Origin of the sequence: Paenibacillus sp. FSL L8-0644, from assembly GCF_038008165.1 — a bacterium.
Lineage (GTDB): Bacteria > Bacillota > Bacilli > Paenibacillales > Paenibacillaceae > Paenibacillus > Paenibacillus polymyxa_D.
On the sequence record NZ_JBBOYN010000001.1, the window covers coordinates 5,359,289 to 5,378,389 of the forward strand.

The window sequence follows — 19,101 nt, forward strand, 5'->3', positions numbered from 1 at the left end:
CTTAACGCAAACGCAGCCTCGGATCTATCGCCGTCTGGACCACATCCACCAAACACTGAACTCCTACAATTAAAAATACGGCAAAAATAACATACCCCTGAATCACCGGATAATCTCGCTGTGTAATCGCATCTATAAAATACTTGCCCAACCCCGGCCATGAAAAAATGGTCTCTACAATCACATTACCTGCCAGCATAAATGATAGATTGGTACCTAGCAGTGTAATTATAGGCAGAACCGCATGCCTAAATATCTCAAAAAACAGGATATGCAAACGTGAAAAGCCTCGAGCCTTCGCTGCTTTCACAAAATTCCGGTCACCCAGCTCCAGCATTTGAGCGCGCAGTACGCGTGCTTGCACAGCTCCCAAACCTGCGCCAAGAGTCAGCGCTGGGAGCACTAGATGTGTCCAGTCCTCCCTTCCCATGGATGGGAGCCAGCCCAAGCGAACGGAGAATAGATAGATCAACAGAAAACCAAACCAAAAAGAGGGGATCGACGATCCCAGCAGGGCGAACAGCCTGCCCAGACGATCCAGTGGGCCGCTGATTTTTAGCGAGGCAGCCAGCCCCAGCCCCAGCGTAAGCACCGTCATGACGGCGAAGCCCGCAGCAGCTAGCTCCACAGTAGCGGGCAGTCTGTTCCACAGTTCGGCTAGCACCGACTCCTTGGATACATACGAAGTGCCCCAATGCCCTGTGGACACATCCCGCAGCCAGTTCACATATTGAATATGAAGCGGTTCGTTTAAGCCCAGTTCCTTTCGTAGCGTCGTCAAGGCTTCCTCAGAGGCAGGGATATTATGCGCGGTGAGCAAAATGGTAGCAGGGTCTCCAGGGGCCAGCCGCATCAGTACAAAAGTCAGCGTGGATACCACGAATACAATGATAAGCAGCTGCGCCACACGTTCCAGTATAAAACGAATCATAGGATACGCAGCTCGTTATTCCGCAATATCGGATTGCGTCGTAATGTAGTAATACTCGATCGGATGGGGTGTAAAACCCTCCACCCCTTTTTTCACGCCAAACACATTATCAGGATGCACAATGAACGACTGTGGCAAATCCGTATTGATGATATCCAGCGCTTGTAGTGTCATGGCATTACGCTGCGCTGTATCCTTCGCCAGCTTCAGGCTGTTCAGAATACTCTCTAGCGGTTTGGAACTATAACGGCTTACATTGGCTTCGCTTTTCAAAGAATAAAACATGTCCATAAAATATTGCGGCTCTCCTGTATGAGCAGTAAGCATACTGTACATAGCAAAATCCCAATCGTTTTTGGTCAACGCCTCGTCGATATTTTCCACCTTGCGAATCTTGACCTGGATTCCCTCTTTCAGCAATTGGCTTTGGATGACCTCAGCCATAACAGAGAGCTCCGGACGCTGAGGGAAAGTCAGCAGCGTAACCTCGAACGGCTTGCCTTGCTTAGTCCATGTCCCTTGGGCGTCCTTCTGCCAGCCATCCTTCGTCAAAAGTTGCTCTGCCGTTCCGTCCAGCGCTTTACGCTCAACTTTACCGAAGGGAAGAATGCTCGGGAACGGGCTGCTTGCCTCCGTACCGAAGTCCCTCATGACGGCGCTCACAATCGATGCGCGTGGAATCAGGCTGTCCACCACCTTACGGTTCGCCACATCCTTGAATACTGGCGATTCCATATTGTACACGATCATATGGGTGCGCAAGGACGGAGCTGACAGCACTTGCAGCTTGCCGTTCTTTTTCAGTACCTCTGCGTTATCAACCGGAATATCCGTCGCTACGTCCACCTCACCGGATTGCAGTGCCATCAGGCGCGAATTCCCGTCCGTAATGAACTTCATCGTCGCTTCAGCCAATCGTGCCTTCTCGCCCCAGTATCCGTCATAACGCTCTACGACCAACGATTGGTCCTTGTTGAACGCTTTGACTTTAAAGGCGCCTGTCATCGCTGGGTGACTCTGTTCATCTTTCATCGATGCCACATCCAGTACAATCGTCGATGGATCAGCTAGATTAGACACCAACGCCGCATTCGGCTGGTTTGTCGTGATCTTCAAGGCCAGCGGGCCGCTTACATCAATGGACTTCACATTCAGTAAATCCTTCGCCAGATGGCTTTTCTCAATAGAGCGTAACAAAGACGCTTTTACACTTGCTGCATCCATACTTTTTCCATTATGAAAAGTGACTTTATCCTGCAAGCTGAACGTCCAAACTGTAGGGCTGTCCTGCTTCCACTCCTTTGCCAACCAAGCCATAGGTTCCAGCTTTTCATTCAAACGTACCAGCGTCTCGCCTGCACCGGATCGCATTACATCCCAGCTATTATCTCCGTGCGGGTCAACGCCTGACGGTTTCCACGTATACGCCATTACTAGCTTTTTATCTGTCGCTGTTTGTTGTGCTGACGCGTTCTCCCCCTTGCCGGAGCTATCCGCCGTCTTATTGCTGGCACATCCCGAAAGAGCCATAACTGCTAGCAGCAGCATCACCCCTGTACATACGAACCATGAACGCCTACTACGATTGCTAATCATTTCATGAGTCCCCCTCTATCTTGTAAAAACATATAAACCTAACGTAAAACGCCAAAAAAAGCATTCCGGACCACTTGATTAGCAGTCAGAAATGCCTTCAATATAAAATGCCAAAACTCACCTCGAAGCCAACTCTAATAATATAGAAGGGATCGGTTTCAGACATTCCGTATGCAGCACGCCTAACCACCTCCCCAGCAATCCCGTGGGTCTGACAGTGATGTCAAAACAGGCAGGTCTCCTGACTCCAGGCGTATCTTTCAGGCCTTCCCGGTTCTTCACAATTCCAGTGGCTGTTCTGAAAGCTCCAGCAGTATCCTGCTGATGCCTGTATACAGTGGCGGGCCCGTGTCGGAATCAACCGAACTTCCCTTTTAAGTGAACATGCTCAACAACTATGTACATCGTCTCTACGAAACCCCATACATAGAGTTGTCCGGCTCACACCTGTTTTCTTCCTTTATTTCTTTTCATTACGATCTTATTTTGTTGTCACAGGCTTGTCAATAAAGGCTGCACAATAATTTAAATTTGAACGATAAGGTAGAAACAAGACCTAACCTCCAATTGCGTGTACGCAATTGAAGTGTTAAAATTAGGTATAGAGTAAACCACCGTGTCCGTATACTAAAAAGAGTCTTCGCCGCGCCAACGGCAAAGACTCTTAGGACTTGAAAGGCTGTGGATCACCCACGGCGCGCTGCATAACTAATGGTTAATGCAAACGAAACCCACCGTTAGGGGCCAACCTAATTACGCGGTGGGTTTTCGCTTGTTCCGAAATTTCCGACGTAGCCAGCGATAAAGTTTACGAATACTAAACACCAGGCTTAGTAACGTAACCATCCAACGCAACACATCGTAGCACGACACAAGGTTGACCATCGGCTTCACCCCCTTTCAGGAAGCTACACCGTGGTCCGAAAACATCCACCACTATTCAAAATCCATAAGGTAAATTATACCATGATATCACCCATCACTCTAGCAAATTGTTCTAGTAGATTAATAAGCTCCTAATGTTCATTTGGAGAACTCCTTTAGCTTCTTACTCCTACTGGACTATCAAATCTGCTGTTATAAAACTGTCATTAAATGTCGTATATGTCAGGATAATGAACTCTTGCTTATAAAAATATAGATAAATATATTCATATATTCCATTAAAAGGTTGATATAGTATGTGAGCTCATTTATGCTATCTATGGATTTACAAATTTTTCGAGGAGGCGCTTTGTATGAAAGTAAAGTATCTACCACAAGCTTTTCTAGCTGTAACGCTACTCATTTCTTGGGGAGTCGTCAGTCCAGCAATCTCTCATGCTGAGAAAGGGGAAAAAATCCCTGACCAAATGTTGGCGGGTACAATCATCCAATATGACGAGAACAATAACATGGTTGTATTGGAAAAAGGAACTCCTGTACCTGAACCACAAAAATCTCTAGCTGCTGTTGCTCCACTTACTGCTGAACAACAAATTGAGCTACAAAAAGAAGAGGCACTAATTAAGGAAATCAAAGAAGAAGCCAAATCACTGCCGGTATATCATATTGACAACCCTGAACCTCAGCCTGGTTTAAAAGTAATTTATGATGGTGAAGGTTACATCAAAGATATTATCTTACCTGATCAAAAGGAAAATGCGATTACAACTAATAGTGTTTCACTTCAGGCATTACCACGCGGTACACGCAAAGCACCTGGGACTTATACATACGGAGCGCATAATAATGAAATTGTCATTACCGGAACTTCGAATGGCAGGGTTCAAGGCACAGGTAGAGGGACAAATTTTACGGACTCAACTGGTGAGAATTCCAATTCACTAAAAAGAGGCGACTGTGCAACAAAAGGGGCTATTGATAACCCTGAGTTTGGAACAAAAATCTCCGTAAGAAATATTGACAACAATAATGTCCATGATTTCACTAAGGCTGACAATGGGAGTCTGCCAGATGCTGTTGTTGATATTTGGAAAACAGGTGTACAGGATTTGGGCTTGACATGGAGTTCGTCTCTCTCATTTTCGGGGCGATATTTTTATACGTTCTAATTTCTTCATGTGAAACAAGGATAGGGCCTACACCCTGTCCTTTTCCCTTTTTTCTTAACATAATCGATTTAGTAAATTTCTCATCTTTAGAAAGGATGTTCGCTTTTGAAAACAAGCAGCTTTCGCTTCATTATAATTTACTTGCTCGTTCCAACTCTATTGTCTGCCTGCTCACCATCTTCTGCTCCATCAACGCAATCAGTCCCATATAAAGAAGTTCTATCAGGAAAAAAAACAGTTCCTTCAGAACAAGGCCAATATCTATCCATGACCTATACAGAATATGTGAATGGGAAAAATACAGATAAAGGTATGGTTATGCGAGTCATGACATATGACTTAAGCAGTAAAAAAATTACCAAACTGGCCGATGTTCCTTATACCTCTCAATACCCGCTTTCCCTGGTGTCCTTACCTGATCACAAAATTTATTACTCTGCCGATGTGGATGATAAGGGAGACCAACTATTTTCGTACGACTTAAATTCAAAAAAAACTGAACAATTATCCGATAATTTATTTGCCATTAATCGTATAGTGCCAACTACTCCAGAAGGTCCACTTATACTAGCTGCAGTCAAAAAAGGAGAGCGTACACTTAAAACAATTTTCTACAATAAATCGACTCATACAATGCAGTTCTTACATGATGAAAACCAAGATAAACACACCTGGTCTATAGCCTATAATCCGGCAAAAAAAACAATTTATACTACACAGTTTTCAGAGAAAGAGCAAGATAAACGGTCAGATATTGCGTCAAAAAACAATACTTTTACTATGCCAGCAAGCTACAAGGTTACAGAGATCAACAACGCCACTAAACAAGAGCGGTCTGTCATTACACTAAAGAACGAACAAATCTTATCAATGTCCAGCAGTAATGATCAGTTGCTCCTAGTAACTGCCCGTTTCATTAATCACGGCAACCCCGAGTATAGCCTTGTTGATATTGCGACTGGAAAACGCACCAAATTAGAGCTACCCATTTCATCCCGCAGCTTTATCTATATGTCCCCAGACGGCAAGGGGATCTACTATTTAGGCAGCGCCTCTCAGAAAAATCAGGAGGAAGGACGCGGCGTGTACTATTATGACTTTACTTCGAAAATCCAAACCCCGATCTTTATACAGGAAGAGGGTTTCATCAATAACTTCATGCTGCTTAATAAATAACCCATTCTGGGTAACTCCATGCCAAAAAGCCGGAAAGAAGCTTACGCTTTCTCTCCGGCTTTCTTTATCTGATTCCAATCCTTAAACCTTCTGTGGAACCTCCTGAATCGTCACGCTTTTGACCGATTCCCCTTGTTTTCTCGTCAAAACGATGTTCAAGACAATCGCTGTAATCGAGCCCGAAACAATACCATTTTGCAACAACATTTTGGCAAAGCTCGGCAGCTGGTCGAACATTTGTGGCAGAACGGCAGAACCTAGGCCCACAGCAATACTGCATGCTGCGATCAGCAGATTGCTTTCCTTTCGCAGATCCACTTCTGACAAAATAGACATGCCTGATGCAGCGACCGAGCCAAACATGACGATCATCGCCCCGCCCAGCACAGCGTTAGGAATCACTGTCGTTAAAGCAGCCAGCTTAGGCAGCAAACCGAGAACAACCATGATACCGCCCGCAGCAAAAATAACGTTCCGCGATTTGACGCGTGTGAGCGAGATCAGACCCACATTTTGCGAGAAGGCTGTATAAGGAAACGCGTTAAAAATACCCCCAAGCATAATCGCAAGTCCTTCCGAACGGAGTCCATTGACGATCTGCTTTTGCTCTACCTTTTGATCAATCGCCTTGCCTACTGCCAGATAAACACCCGTAGACTCGACCATGCTGACAATATTGACGATAATCATCGTACAAACTGCCATAATGCTAAACTCTGGCTTACCAAAATAAAATGGCTGCGCAACACTCACCCATGACGCATCTGCCACGGGAGCAAAATGCACCATTCCCATCGCATAAGCAACCACCGTGCCTGCAAACAGACCGATGAGCACGGAAATCGAGCGCATAAAGCCCTTTGCCAACCGATTCACAAGCAGAATAACCAATAATGTAACCAGCGCCAGCAGCAAATTACGCGGCTGTCCAAAATCCGCGCTGCCCTGGCCACCTGCTACATTGTTCATCGCCACCGGAATAAGGGATAGACCGATAATTGTAACGACCGAACCCGTAACGACCGTCGGGAAAAAGCGTAGCAGCTTGCCATACAGCGGTGCCGCAAGCACCACGAATATACCAGACAAAATAATGGCACCGTACGCTGTCGCCAAATTTGAGGTCGAAGCAATCGCGATGATAGGCCCTACTGCCGTAAACGTACAGCCTAAAATGACAGGCAGTCTACTACCGAAAAAGCGTGTGCCCATAATTTGTAATAACGTAGCAATCCCGCAAGTGAACAGATCGGCAGCCACCAAATAAGCCATCTGGGCTGGAGTCAGGTGCAATGCTCCCCCTACAATTAGAGGTACAGCAATGGCTCCAGCGTACATCGCCATGACATGCTGGAAGCCCAGTGCGAATAACTTTTGTTTACTTAACATCCCACATTCTCCTTAACAGGAGCAATTACTACGCCAGCTTCCTCTATAAAATCGACCTCGCCTGGTGCCATGGAAGCGATACGCGCAAGAGAACGTACGGCGATGCCTCTTTGCTCCAACAGTCCACGGCCTTCCTGGAAGCTCTTCTCAATCACACAGCCAACCCCGGCCAGCTCCGCTCCTGCTTCCTTTACAATATCCGTAAGTCCGACCAATGCTGCACCAGTTGCCAAAAAATCATCTACGATCAGCACATGGTCGCTGGCATCAAGGTATTTTTGGGAGATACTCACCTGATAGGTTTCCTGCCGAGTGAACGAATGAACCTCTGCGAAGTATACCTGCTCATTCAGCGTGATGGCCTTCTTTTTCTTCGCATAAATGAACGGGACCCCCAAGGCAATAGCAGTAGCCATTGCAAATTGAATACCACTAGCTTCAATGGTAAGCACCTTGGTGATCGGAGCACTGCCGAACAGGCGTGCAAACTCCTTACCAATCTCTAATGCTAATGCTGTATCTACCTGATGATTCAAAAATGAATCCACCTTTAATACGGTGTCAGATAAAATTTGTCCTTCTTGACGAATACGTTCCTCCAAAACTTTCATTATGCGAGTATCGCTCCTTCTGTACTTTAAAATAGTGAGGATTTTGCAAAATCCTGAACAGTAAAACCTGCCAAAACCAAAAAAGGACAGGCTCCCTTGAGTTGTTTCTCAAGTGAAGCCTGTCCTTGGGGTTATAATCCCTGACGGATTGGCGCACAAATAAATGCCCGCATTCATCCGAAGCCGATGCGCTATCACTCATAGTCGGACGATTACAGTGGTCATCCGGTAGAAACTTTTGGGCCATATCCCCAATATTATACGAGTCATATGAAATTGATATCTTGTATACTACACCCTCTGGCGGACGGTTTCAAGATTATTTTTCATACAGACAGCGGCTTTTGGAGAACCTTCCACAATTGGAATATCGTAAAATCACATCGACCTTTGTTGAAGGTATATATATAGTAGAAAACAGATGTTAAAAAACAAAAATACATACAAAACAACACTTAATTTTAATTATTATTTCAAATACAAAAATAAAACCACAAAATAGACTTCCGTTTCTGTTGACTACAAAGAAAAACGGAAGTAGTATGGAGTTAGTTAAGAAAACAAAAGGCAGACTTTCAGGCTGCCCGTATTTTATCCATGCAAGGAGATTGGATATGAATAATTATCTTGCTGTTGATATTGGAGCTTCAAGCGGTAGGCTCGTAGGGGCAACTCTGCAAGGTGACCAGCTACACTTACAAGAGCTTCACCGTTTCAACAACTCCTTTACCGAAAAGGACGGGCACGATTACTGGAATATCGAAGAACTATTGAATGAGATTATTCAAGGCTTACAAAAAGCTAAGCAGAAGGGGATTCATTCCTGTACGCTCGGCATTGATACATGGGCTGTAGATTACGTGCTGCTTGATCAGAAAGGTAACCGCATTCATGAGGTATACGCTTACCGGGATGCACGTACCCTCCACGCACCCGACAGGCTGCACCAGCTCATCAGTCGAGAGGCTGTGTATGAGAAAACAGGCATTCAGGAACTAAACTTTAATACCCTGTATCAACTGTTTGTCCATGATCGGGAACAGCTTGCCCAGGCGGATAAAATATTGATGGTCCCTGATTATCTGTACTATCGCCTGACAGGCATCATGACCAATGAAATCACGAATGCGTCCACGATGCAGCTTCTCAACGTGAACACCCGAGAGTTTGATGAAGACCTGCTGTCCCTGCTCCAACTGCGGCGCAATCAGTTTTCAGAGCTTGCCGAGCCTGGGCGGGTTCTGGGTTCTCTTTTGCCGGAGCTTGTTCATAAATATGATCTTCCGGACTGTCAGATCATTCTTGCGCCTACTCACGATACTGCATCGGCCGTTGCAGGTGTTCCGTCACAGCGGGAAGAATCTTGGGCTTATATTAGCAGCGGCACGTGGTCACTACTGGGAATGGAACGATCCGAAGCCTTGAATACGAAGGCAGCCATGCAGGCGAACTACACCAATGAGTGGGGCGCTTACGGTACGTACCGTTTTCTGAAAAATATTATGGGATTGTGGATGATTCAGGAGGTCAGAAGAGAAGGGGGCTGTGCACATAGCTTTGCCGAATTGGCCCAACTGGCCTCAGCAGAGGCACCGTTTGTCAGTCTTGTCCTCTGTAACCATTCATCCTTCTTAAACCCGGATAGTATGACCCTTGAAATCCAGCGATTCTGTGAAGAAACAGGCCAGCCCATCCCCAGGACGCCGGGCTCACTCGCCCGCTGTATTTTTGACAGTCTGGCCTTAAGCTACCACGATGCCTTACACGAACTGCAACGTCTAACAGACGAAACGATTACCAGATTGCACATTGTCGGCGGAGGCGCTAACAACGAATTACTATGTCAGCTAACCGCCGATCTCTTGGGAATTGAAGTTCAGGCAGGTCCTTCCGAATCTACGGCCATCGGCAATATTGTCGTGCAATTAATTAGCTCTGGTGTTCTTGAGAATCTCAAGGCTGCTGGCCGAACCATCGCCCGCTCCTTTCCTACTCGGCTATATGAGCCACAATCGGTGGAAGGCGTGCAAGAACTTTTGGATCGCTGGGAGCAGCTTAAGATACAAGCAACATCCTCTATTCACATATCTCAATAAAGGAGTAAAGCCATGAACGAAGCCATTGAAGCCAGTTATAACGAAGCGAAAAAGCTGTATGCCCGCCACGGTATTCAAGTTGACGACATTTTACGCAAGCTTTCAGAGATCAAAATATCACTACACTGCTGGCAAGGAGATGACGTTCAGGGGTTCCTGTTCAAAGACAAACAGCTTAGCGGGGGGATTGCCGTAACGGGCAGCTACCCGGGCAGAGCCGGCACGCCGCATGAGTTACGTCAGGATTTAGAAAAAGCTCTATCACTCATTCCGGGTAAACACAAGGTCAATCTGCACGCCATCTATGCGGACACCACTGAACAAGTGGATCTCGATCAACTGGAGCCACGCCATTTTCAGAATTGGGTAGACTGGGCCAAACAGCAAGGGCTCGGGCTTGATTTTAATCCAACCCTGTTCTCCCATCCTAAAGCGGAAGACGGCTTCACACTGAGTCACAAGGATTCGGAAATCCGTGATTTCTGGATCACACACTGCAAAAAATCACGCAGGATTGCCGAGTATTTTGGCAAAGAACTCGGTCAGCCCTGTGTCACAAACCACTGGATGCCGGACGGCTATAAAGATACTCCGGTTGATCGGTTGGCTCCAAGAGAACGTCTGCGTGATGCGCTGGACGACATTTTCAGCGAGGAAATCAGCGAGGAATACAACATCGATGCGGTTGAAAGCAAGCTGTTTGGCATTGGCTCGGAAAGCTATGTCGTGGGCTCCCATGAATTTTATATGGGCTACGCCCTGACACGCGGTAAATCTATCTGTCTCGATGCGGGTCACTTCCATCCAACCGAAGTCATTTCGAACAAACTGTCCTCTGTGCTGATGTTCACCGATCAATTATTGCTCCATGTCAGCAGACCAGTTCGCTGGGACAGTGATCATGTCGTGACGATGGACGACGAATTGCTAGACATTGCCCGTGAGCTGGTTCGCGGTGAATTGCTTTCCCGCACCCATATCGGTCTTGATTTCTTTGATGGCAGTATCAACCATGTGGCAGCATGGGTAATCGGAACACGCAACACGATCAAAGCGCTACTTCGCGCTATGCTCGAACCGATTGAAGCATTAAAGCAGGCGGAAGATGAACGGGACTTCACCACTCGTCTTGCTTTAGTCGAAGAGTTCAAATCGTATCCGTTTGGTGCGATATGGGATTACTATTGCGCTCAAAACAGCGTTCCCGTTCGTGAGGAATGGCTGGCCGAAGTAAAAAACTATGAACAACAAGTACTGTTGAAACGATAACTGCTGAAACGGTAACTACTGCACTGATAATGCTTATATTCATATCATCCAAAGGGAGAGATCATCCATGACTACTGTGCTGGAGAATCAAAAAGAACGCAAATCGGGACTGGATATCCCATTTGTTCGCGAGATGGCGGAAATTACACAAAACATGTGGAAATTCGGCTGGGATGAACGCAATGGAGGTAATGTAAGCTATATTCTGGATGAAGCCGAGGTTGCAAAATATATAGATATTCATCAGGTCATTCGGACGATTAAACCTGCTTTCCCGGTAAATGAACTGGCTGGTAAATATTTTATCGTCACCGGATCAGGAAAATATTTTAAAAATGTAATTGCAGATCCAGAAGCTAACTTAGGAGTCCTTCGTGTCTCCCAGGATGGCGAGCAATTGGAAGTCTTGTGGGGCCTCAAACATGGCGCAGTGCCTACCAGTGAGTTGCCTTCCCATTTTATGAGCCACATTGAGCGCTTGAAGGTCGATCCTAACCATCGTGTGGTGATTCATAATCATGCCACCCATGTTATTGCCATGACCTTCATTCATAGTCTGGACGAAAACCAATTCACCAAAACGCTGTGGGAAATGTGTACCGAATGTATTGTCGTCTTTCCAGACGGTATCGGTGTAATCCCTTGGATGGTACCGGGTTCCAGCGAAATCGGCCGCGAAACGGCAAAAAAAATGAAGGATCATCACGCTGTATTATGGCCTCATCATGGCATTTTCGGAACAGGCAGCTCCATTGATGAAGCGTTTGGTCTCATTGAGACGATTGAAAAAGCGGCGCAAATTTACATGCTCATTGCTCACCATGATATCCAGCAACGGATTACAGATCAGGAATTGGCCGATCTAGCCAAAGCCTTCAACGTTACTCCAAAAGAAGGAATCTTGAACGTATAAATATAGGCTAATCCCCATCTCATAATACAGAACTTAAAAGGCTCCACGGGTCATCTCAAACCGGCCATGGAGCCTTTGGCATACGCAGTTTTAATTATATAACCCTCAATTCCAATGAATTAACTTGTAATTGTGCTTTCCTTTATATACAATAAAATCAAAATTCCCTTATCTCCACCAAAGGAGAGGTGACAAGTTATGAAAAGAGCAAAAAATGAAGATCACTTCGACATCGTGGAAGACCATTATTTCACAGCTACCGAATTGGAAAAGTCCAGCGCCATTTGGCCTGTCAGACTGGGTATGGATATTTCGAAAACAAGCTGCCATGTCGGTCCCAAGGCTGTTCCTTATTTTTATTTGATTTTTGTGCTTGAAGGTCAGGCTGAGTTTATTTATAAGCAACAGAAGTACCGTGCCCAAAAGTCTGATTTATTCTGTTTTTTTCCGCATGTTGCCCATGAATATTACACCGATCACCAGCACCCTTTGCAAAAGGTATGGATTGCCTTTGAGGGACCCAAATCCCTCGCGCTACTGGAGCGGATCGGAATTAATCCCTCCACGCCATTTATGGCTAACGCAGTGAGCGAGGAAATCCTCGGACTTATCTCCAACCTGTTTTCCATCGTACACGACAACAGCAGACAGGGCAGCGATCTGGCCCGCTTGATTACACTGCACCAGATCTTCGAGGAGTTATCCCGCAACACATCTGACGTGCTGCGCAACTTTGTATGCTCTGATTATTGGCTCCAGCAGGGGAAAGACTACATTGAAATGCATTATTGTGACCGTGTTACGATTGAGCAAATTGCCGAGCATGTAGGTGTGGATCGTGCCCACTTTTCACGTAAGTTCCATTCCACCTTCCTCATCTCTCCCGCCAAGTATTTGCAAAACCTTAAGATTAACGAAGCCAAAAGATTACTGGAGCAGACAACTTACAATTTGTCGATCATAGCCCAGTCCATCGGCTATACCGATATGTCCACCTTTTCCAAAGCATTTAAGAAAACAGCAGGGATTCCACCGCGTGAGTATCGCTTCCGACATCAGTCCCGGCAAGAGATTCGTACCGTCAATGCCTAGCTGGAATCCAGTAACGTTCAAGAGAGCCGCCGTATACGGTGGCTCTCTTTTTTTATGACCTGATCCTAATTAGTACTTGGTTCTGAGACCTTTCAACGTTATAATAAGCATCAAACCAACAGGAAAGGTACGTGAAATCCATGCTGCGATTCAATGCGATACGTACGGGCTATCTGCTGGGCATCTCACTGGTACTTGCCGCGATTATTTATTTTTTCGCCTCCAATTGGGGCGGACTGGATCGGACAGTCAAAATTGTACTGGCTGCTGCGCTTATTGTTCTGTTCTATGGCTTGTCTTTTGTATTTGCACGGATACGTGCTGTTCCCGGTCAACAAGCTTTTCTGTCAAATATGTTTTTGGTGGCTGGCTGTATAGCCTTTGGCGTTTCTGTGGCATTGCTCGGTCAAATTTACAATTCCCATGCGGACAGCTACGGGTTGTTTTTCATTTGGTCGGTGCCAGCTCTACTGCTTAGCTGGATTACTCGCTACAATCCTTTTTATATGCTGTCGTATGTACTGATTCATCTTGGTTTGTGGTTTTATTTTTACCCTACGATGCAAAGTCCGTCTTATAGCGAACTGGAATCGTTGTCCATTGCCGGAGTGTTCGCACTGGTCAATCTGGTGCTGTTTCTATTGACGTTCCTTCATCGTATACATTCTGCTCCACTACAATATATGAGCTTTACTGTTTTTCATATAGCCATGTTAGCGATGACTAATTCTTTTGCATTTGATGGCTATGGCCTGGTCATGAATATACCGTATATCGCTGTGATTGCTTTAGGATTTTATATATTTATCAAGGTACGGCTGAATAAAACACTACTGACCTTGAATGCATTGGCGCTCTCAGCGTTTGCTGTCTTTAAATTTATAGAGCTAGCAGAGGCTTACTACTCATCTCTGTTTTTTGTTTTTGGTTTGATTTTTGTGGCGCTGCTGCTGACCGGTAACGTGTGGTTTTTCCGTTATTTGAATCGTTTGGGGAAAACACCGCCGGAAACAGGGGAGATATTCAATGGGGAAAACGGGGATATCGCGAAAACCGATGTGGAAACAATCGTTCCCGAGGAACGTGGCAGTGAATGGATCAGCAAAACCGTATCCCGTGTAATCAAAGTGGTTGGGGTGCTGATCGGAAGTATATCTCTCATCGGATTGATTATGATTAGCACGAATGTAAACCACACCGAATATGTACTGTTGGTTGTGTCGTTGCTACTTATGATTTTGATGATTGTCATACCGGAATCCAAGCTGGATTCAGTCATACGTTATACCCTGCTAACCATCAGCTATATTACAGGCTTGGCGGCCATTCTATGGTCAGATCAGTCGCTGCTTTCGGTATTATTTCTGATCGTTTCCATCGCTGGATGGTTTCGCTCCAAGGGGAAAAGGCAGTTGTTTTTTGCCTACACCTTTGTAAACCTGAATCTGGCGACCATTTTATTTCAGCAGTATCAGGAGTGGGATGGTTGGAACTGGACCTATAAGTTCATCATCTTCTCTCTTTTCATCGTCAATGCCGTGTTATATGGGGTAAGTTACTTTATATCCAAGACGGAGTTAAAAGAACATCTGCGGAATAGCTCATTATTTTTCAGCTTGCTGTTCCTGTTTTGGGCGACGTTTTTCGAGGATGTCGTTCCACACTCTTATATGTTCATTAACATTTTTTATTTTGTTATCGTTACCGGGATGGTCTTTGCCTTTGCCCGTGTGAAACAAAAATCGGAGGCCATCATGGGCGTTGTCTTCTGGTTTATTTTTATCGGCTTCAAATACTATGATTTATTGTGGACGCTACTGTATAAATCTTTTACGCTGGCGTTACTGGGGATCATTGCGCTCGGAATTACTTGGTGGGCGGATCGGCGAATGGCCCATAGCGGAAAAGCAGCATTCGATGCCGATCACCGCAGCTTTAGCTTTATGCGCTTAAGCCCGTTACTCATTGCCATTGTCATCGTGCTACAGCTGGGGATCATCGGGTATCAGACGGTGAGAAGCGAAACCCTGCTCGCCACAGGGGCTTCCATTAAGCTCAAACTGGCTCCTATAGACCCGCGCTCCCTGCTACAAGGCGATTATGTGGCACTGAATTACGACATATCTACCCCTCCTTCCAAGACCCCTCTTCAGGAGGAAGAATGGAGCCGAGGCAAGGTCAAAGTCGTTCTCACACCAGATAACCAAGGAGTATACGTCGCAGACCGCCTCTATCAAGATGGCGAAAAACTTGCCAGTCATGAGGTCATTCTAAATGGACAGTGGTATGGTTCTCGTATTGTGTACGGTATTGAGAATTATTTCATCCCTGAGGGAACCGGACGTACTGTAGAACAGAACGCACATTTTGCCCATATTCGGGTGAGCCGCAATGGAGACGCACTGCTGGAACGTTTGGCAGAAAGCTGACCGGATCGGCGCAGATAGTTAACGAAGCAGGCTGAACCAAGCTGCTCCATTGCTGGAGCACCACTTGGTTCAGCCTGCTTGTTTTTTCGGGTCATCGAGTTACCCTCTTATAGATAACCTTTATCCCTACGCTACGCTTATCCTCGTTTATACATCTCTCGTCCATGATGCTATTTCCTCAATATCCTGCGGCTGAGTCCGGCAACAACCACCAATCAGACGAGCTCCCGCTTCATACCATTGGCGGGCACTTTGTCCGAACGTCTCTGTACAAGTGCTACCGTGCCATGTCTTGGTGACCGGGTCATATTCCTCTCCCAGATTGGGATATACCACCACAGGCTTATCCGTGTGGCTGCGTATTTCGTGAATAAGCGATGGAACGAATTTCGGCAAAGTGCAATTGATTCCTACAGCAGCCACTTGCTCATGCCCATTCAGCCACTCAGCACATGCAGCGGCAGACTCACCATTGCTGATATGCTGCCCATCCTTTGCGCTAAAGCTGATCCAGGCATACGTACCAGGGAATTCCTTCAGCAATCGGGCGATGGCCTTGGCTTCAACCAGACAGGGTATCGTTTCACAAGCTAAAATATCTGCACCCGCCTCAATCAGAGCTTTCATACGCGGCCTGTGAAACTCCACAAGCTGTTCCTCGCTCAGCTTGTAATCGCCGCGATACTCTGATCCATCTGCCAAAAACGCCCCGTAAGGGCCGACGGAGGCCGCAACTAGCGGCTTGGGACGATGTCGCTGACTTGCAGTAGCCGTCACGTCAGCCCAAAACTCATCTCGTGCCTGCACAGCAATCCGCACCGATAATTGAATCAGTTCCAGCGCCTCAGCTTCGCTTAAGCCTCGTTTAACATAGCCTTCAACGGTAGCCTGATAGCTCGCAGTAATCGCACAGTCTGCCCCAGCCTCAAAATAATCCCTATGTACACGCTTGATCGACTCCGGATGCTCATGGAGGATTTTAGCTGACCATAAGCTATCGTTCAGATCATGTCCATGACGCTCCAGCTCGGTCGCCATTGCGCCATCCAGCACGATCAGCTGAAATTCGTTCAGTATATGTTGTATCGGATTCATGCGGCCCCTCCTGCTCGTCTTTTCTATTTAACCCACTAATCAAGTAGGGTTTAATGATTTACATTATAGCACGAATGTTGATGAGCACTCACAAAGCCAAGAAATAATCATTCCGTGAAGTGAAGACGTCCCCTCCCGTTTCATTTGCGATCTGATGTAACGTATAAATTTTTTAAATTAGTTTCATAAGTTAAATTAATTAGATATTGTTCTTTTTTTCACAAAGTCATTTTACTATAAAGGTGCAAACCAACACTTTGGCCAAAAGATCAGGGAATTGCATCGTCACATTTTGCATCGGTATATATGTGAAAAAAGGTACAAGAGAGGGTTTTATCTATGTCTTTACTAGAAATGATTACAGCGACCTTAACAGATAACAAAATTGTCAGTTCTATCGCTTCCACCGTTTTTATTATTCTTCTTGGTTTCTTTTGCCGCAAAAAGGGGATTTTTAACGCAGCAGTAGGAAAGATGTTATCCAAGGTTGTTCTAACCGTGGCTCTACCAGCGCTAGCCTTTAATTCTTTCATGCAGGATATCAATCCTACAATGTTAAAACAAGGAATGAATGTTTTAATATGGGGAGTTCTAATTTATATTATTCTCATCTTTATATCTAAACCGTTCTTCCTGAGCTACAACAAGGATAAACAGGATGTTTTGCGGGTGTTAACCATTTTCGGTTCTACGACTTTCTTCGGAATTCCAATTGTCGGAGCCATTTACGGCCCTACCGGAGTGATGTACAGTTCCATTTTTAACATAGGGTACCGCATTTTCTTATACTCCTATGGCTATATCAAAATGAGCGGTCTGAAAATGGAGCTTAAAAATCTCAAAACCATGTTTATGAATCCCATTGTTATCGCCACGTTTCTAGGCTTGTTTGTTTGGTTGTTTCAAGGTTATTTGCCACAGATGAGTGTAGCTACAGAGGATGGGGCCATTCAGCAGTTCGCCTTTCTAAGAATTGATCAAACGGCTGTCTGGCTGTTCAAGCCCATGACCTACCTAGCTGGACTAGCTTCTCCATTAGCCTGGTTATCGATTGGCTCGACATTGGGGGAGATCAGCTTCAAGTCGGCAGCTACGGATAAGACCTCTTGGTATTACAGCATCGTTAAGGTCTGGCTTGTACCTATTGTTAACATCGTCTTGCTGGCTTTGTTGACTGTATCTCATATTCTGTCAGTCGATTCTGTCGCTTTAGCCACTATTGTCATCATGATGGCTACTCCTACAGCTACCGTAGCCGCAGCCTATGCCATCAGTTTTGATAAGGAAGCCATATTGACTTCTAATGCATCGCTTCTATCTACTATCACTTCTGTCGTCATGATTCCAGTGTGGATCATTACGCTCAATGTCATTGATAAAATTGGAATTTTCTAAATCAGGGGGTAAACAACATGTTAAAAATCATTTGCTATGGTGTCCGTTCTTATGAGAAACCCTATTTCCAGGATCTCAATAAATATAACTTCCAACTAACGCTGGTAGAAGAGTTGTTAACCACCAGCAATGCAGAATTGGCGCAGCATCACGATGCCGTTTTGCTAAGAGGAAACTGTGCTGCCAATCGGGAAAATATCACAAAATTCAATGAATACGGCATTCAATATATTTTCACCAGAACAGTCGGAATCAACCACATTGATTTGGATGCCTGTAGCGAATTCGGAATGAAGGTGGCACGCGTGCCATCCTACTCTCCGAATGCCATCGCTGAGCTCTCCTTAACTTTGGCTATGATGCTGTTCCGCCACACCGCTTATATGACTACCAAAAGCTCTTTCAAAAATTTTATTGTGGATGAGCATACATTCAGCAAAGAGATCCATAACTGTAAAGTTGGGATTATCGGGGTTGGACGCATTGGTCTGACAGAGGCTAAATTGTTTAAAGGATTAGGAGCTTCTGTTATCGGCTATGATGTGTACCAATCCGACGCAGCCAAGGAAGTCATTCCATTCACAACCTTGGATGAGCTACTGGCAGAGAGCGATATTGTTAGTGTGCATGTTCCTTATCTGCCGGGACAGAACGACCAAATGATTAATGCTGGCTTTTTAGCAAAAATGAAAAAGGGATCTATCCTCATCAATACCTCACGTGGAGAATTACAAGATAATCAAGCCATTCTAGACGCTTTACTCAGTAATCATTTGGAGGGATTTGGGACAGATGTCTTCCCTAAAGAGGAAGAACTATTTTTCAAAGCGTTTGAACCATGGCAAATGCTCCCAGACCCAACGATCCAGAAGCTTGTGGAGCTGTATCCAAGAGTTTTGGTAACGCCTCATGCTGGCTCGAATACCGTTACGGCGTTATCCAACATGATTGAAACTAGCTACGACAACTTCCATGATATCGTTACAACTCATTCTTCGGATAACCTGGTCCCACTTCCTGTCCTCTCTATGAAATAATTAGGAAGCTCGGTACTC

Annotated in this window: 14 protein-coding genes and 2 riboswitches; of the genes, 9 read left to right on the forward strand and 5 right to left on the reverse strand. The window is 45.5% G+C overall.

Going from position 1 to position 19,101, the window contains the following annotated elements:
• Position 1: 1 nt before the first annotated feature.
• The gene (gene nikB / locus NSS94_RS24270) at positions 2-931 is read right to left on the reverse strand and encodes a nickel ABC transporter permease (protein ID WP_069012274.1); all 930 of its coding nucleotides are present in this window, start codon (positions 929-931) and stop codon (positions 2-4) included.
• Positions 932-946: 15 nt separating this feature from the next.
• The gene (locus NSS94_RS24275; RefSeq protein WP_341040316.1) at positions 947-2,527 is read right to left on the reverse strand and encodes an ABC transporter substrate-binding protein; all 1,581 of its coding nucleotides are present in this window, start codon (positions 2,525-2,527) and stop codon (positions 947-949) included.
• Positions 2,528-2,741: 214 nt separating this feature from the next.
• Positions 2,742-2,939: riboswitch (cobalamin riboswitch) on the reverse strand.
• A gap of 826 nt (positions 2,940-3,765) precedes the next feature.
• On the opposite strand from NSS94_RS24275, the gene NSS94_RS24280 reads away from it, so the two are divergent.
• Both NSS94_RS24280 and NSS94_RS24285 read left to right on the forward strand, forming a co-directional pair.
• A complete protein-coding gene (locus tag NSS94_RS24280; RefSeq protein WP_341040318.1) occupies positions 3,766-4,581 on the forward strand; it encodes a hypothetical protein in 816 nt (271 codons plus the stop codon).
• Positions 4,582-4,686: 105 nt separating this feature from the next.
• Positions 4,687-5,757: a hypothetical protein gene (locus NSS94_RS24285; protein WP_341040319.1), complete on the forward strand. Its 1,071-nt coding sequence runs from the start codon at positions 4,687-4,689 to the stop codon at positions 5,755-5,757.
• 81 nt (positions 5,758-5,838) lie between these two features.
• On the opposite strand, the gene NSS94_RS24290 is transcribed toward NSS94_RS24285, so the two are convergent.
• Positions 5,839-7,146 (reverse strand): nucleobase:cation symporter-2 family protein, encoded by a 1,308-nt coding sequence (locus NSS94_RS24290; protein ID WP_341040320.1) that lies wholly within the window; start codon positions 7,144-7,146, stop codon positions 5,839-5,841.
• Entirely contained in the window at positions 7,140-7,757 is a 618-nt protein-coding gene (locus tag NSS94_RS24295) for a xanthine phosphoribosyltransferase (RefSeq protein ID WP_069012276.1), read from the reverse strand. Before NSS94_RS24295 ends, NSS94_RS24290 begins: the two co-directional genes overlap by 7 nt.
• Before the next feature lie 181 nt (positions 7,758-7,938).
• Positions 7,939-8,042, reverse strand: a riboswitch (purine riboswitch).
• A gap of 329 nt (positions 8,043-8,371) precedes the next feature.
• Here NSS94_RS24295 and rhaB point away from each other — a divergent pair.
• The 5 genes from rhaB to NSS94_RS24320 all read left to right on the forward strand — a co-directional run bounded on the left by rhaB (position 8,372) and on the right by NSS94_RS24320 (position 15,556).
• On the forward strand, positions 8,372-9,853 hold the full coding sequence (gene rhaB, locus NSS94_RS24300) for a rhamnulokinase (RefSeq protein ID WP_341040322.1): 1,482 nt from the start codon (positions 8,372-8,374) through the stop codon (positions 9,851-9,853).
• A 12-nt stretch (positions 9,854-9,865) separates the two neighbouring features.
• Positions 9,866-11,122: an L-rhamnose isomerase gene (gene rhaA / locus NSS94_RS24305; protein WP_341040323.1), complete on the forward strand. Its 1,257-nt coding sequence runs from the start codon at positions 9,866-9,868 to the stop codon at positions 11,120-11,122.
• Positions 11,123-11,189: 67 nt separating this feature from the next.
• Positions 11,190-12,035: a rhamnulose-1-phosphate aldolase gene (rhaD, locus tag NSS94_RS24310; protein ID WP_029518813.1), complete on the forward strand. Its 846-nt coding sequence runs from the start codon at positions 11,190-11,192 to the stop codon at positions 12,033-12,035.
• A gap of 198 nt (positions 12,036-12,233) precedes the next feature.
• Positions 12,234-13,127, forward strand: coding sequence for an AraC family transcriptional regulator (locus tag NSS94_RS24315; protein WP_341040325.1), 894 nt, complete (start codon positions 12,234-12,236; stop codon positions 13,125-13,127).
• Positions 13,128-13,267: 140 nt separating this feature from the next.
• On the forward strand, positions 13,268-15,556 hold the full coding sequence (locus NSS94_RS24320; RefSeq protein ID WP_341040434.1) for a GDYXXLXY domain-containing protein: 2,289 nt from the start codon (positions 13,268-13,270) through the stop codon (positions 15,554-15,556).
• 147 nt (positions 15,557-15,703) lie between these two features.
• Here the strand turns inward: NSS94_RS24320 and mmuM are convergent, their stop codons facing one another.
• Positions 15,704-16,651, reverse strand: a complete 948-nt coding sequence (gene mmuM / locus NSS94_RS24325) for a homocysteine S-methyltransferase (protein ID WP_029518816.1) — start codon at positions 16,649-16,651, stop codon at positions 15,704-15,706.
• A gap of 339 nt (positions 16,652-16,990) precedes the next feature.
• On the opposite strand from mmuM, the gene NSS94_RS24330 reads away from it, so the two are divergent.
• Together NSS94_RS24330 and NSS94_RS24335 are read left to right on the forward strand one after the other, a co-directional pair.
• A complete protein-coding gene (locus NSS94_RS24330; RefSeq protein ID WP_103047164.1) occupies positions 16,991-18,046 on the forward strand; it encodes an AEC family transporter in 1,056 nt (351 codons plus the stop codon).
• A 17-nt stretch (positions 18,047-18,063) separates the two neighbouring features.
• Complete coding sequence (locus NSS94_RS24335) at positions 18,064-19,083, forward strand: 2-hydroxyacid dehydrogenase (protein ID WP_340957429.1); 1,020 nt, start codon at positions 18,064-18,066, stop codon at positions 19,081-19,083.
• Positions 19,084-19,101 lie beyond the last annotated feature (18 nt).

Coding starts and splice junctions, on each gene's coding strand:
- NSS94_RS24280 (WP_341040318.1), top strand. CDS start 3,766: ATGAAAGTAAAGTATCTACCACAAGCTTTTCTAGCTGTAACGCTACTC.
- NSS94_RS24335 (WP_340957429.1), top strand. CDS start 18,064: ATGTTAAAAATCATTTGCTATGGTGTCCGTTCTTATGAGAAACCCTAT.
- NSS94_RS24290 (WP_341040320.1), bottom strand. CDS start 7,146: ATGTTAAGTAAACAAAAGTTATTCGCACTGGGCTTCCAGCATGTCATG.
- mmuM (WP_029518816.1), bottom strand. CDS start 16,651: ATGAATCCGATACAACATATACTGAACGAATTTCAGCTGATCGTGCTG.
- NSS94_RS24330 (WP_103047164.1), top strand. CDS start 16,991: ATGTCTTTACTAGAAATGATTACAGCGACCTTAACAGATAACAAAATT.
- rhaB (WP_341040322.1), top strand. CDS start 8,372: ATGAATAATTATCTTGCTGTTGATATTGGAGCTTCAAGCGGTAGGCTC.
- nikB (WP_069012274.1), bottom strand. CDS start 931: ATGATTCGTTTTATACTGGAACGTGTGGCGCAGCTGCTTATCATTGTA.
- NSS94_RS24315 (WP_341040325.1), top strand. CDS start 12,234: ATGAAAAGAGCAAAAAATGAAGATCACTTCGACATCGTGGAAGACCAT.
- NSS94_RS24320 (WP_341040434.1), top strand. CDS start 13,268: ATGCTGCGATTCAATGCGATACGTACGGGCTATCTGCTGGGCATCTCA.
- rhaA (WP_341040323.1), top strand. CDS start 9,866: ATGAACGAAGCCATTGAAGCCAGTTATAACGAAGCGAAAAAGCTGTAT.
- NSS94_RS24295 (WP_069012276.1), bottom strand. CDS start 7,757: ATGAAAGTTTTGGAGGAACGTATTCGTCAAGAAGGACAAATTTTATCT.
- NSS94_RS24275 (WP_341040316.1), bottom strand. CDS start 2,527: ATGATTAGCAATCGTAGTAGGCGTTCATGGTTCGTATGTACAGGGGTG.
- rhaD (WP_029518813.1), top strand. CDS start 11,190: ATGACTACTGTGCTGGAGAATCAAAAAGAACGCAAATCGGGACTGGAT.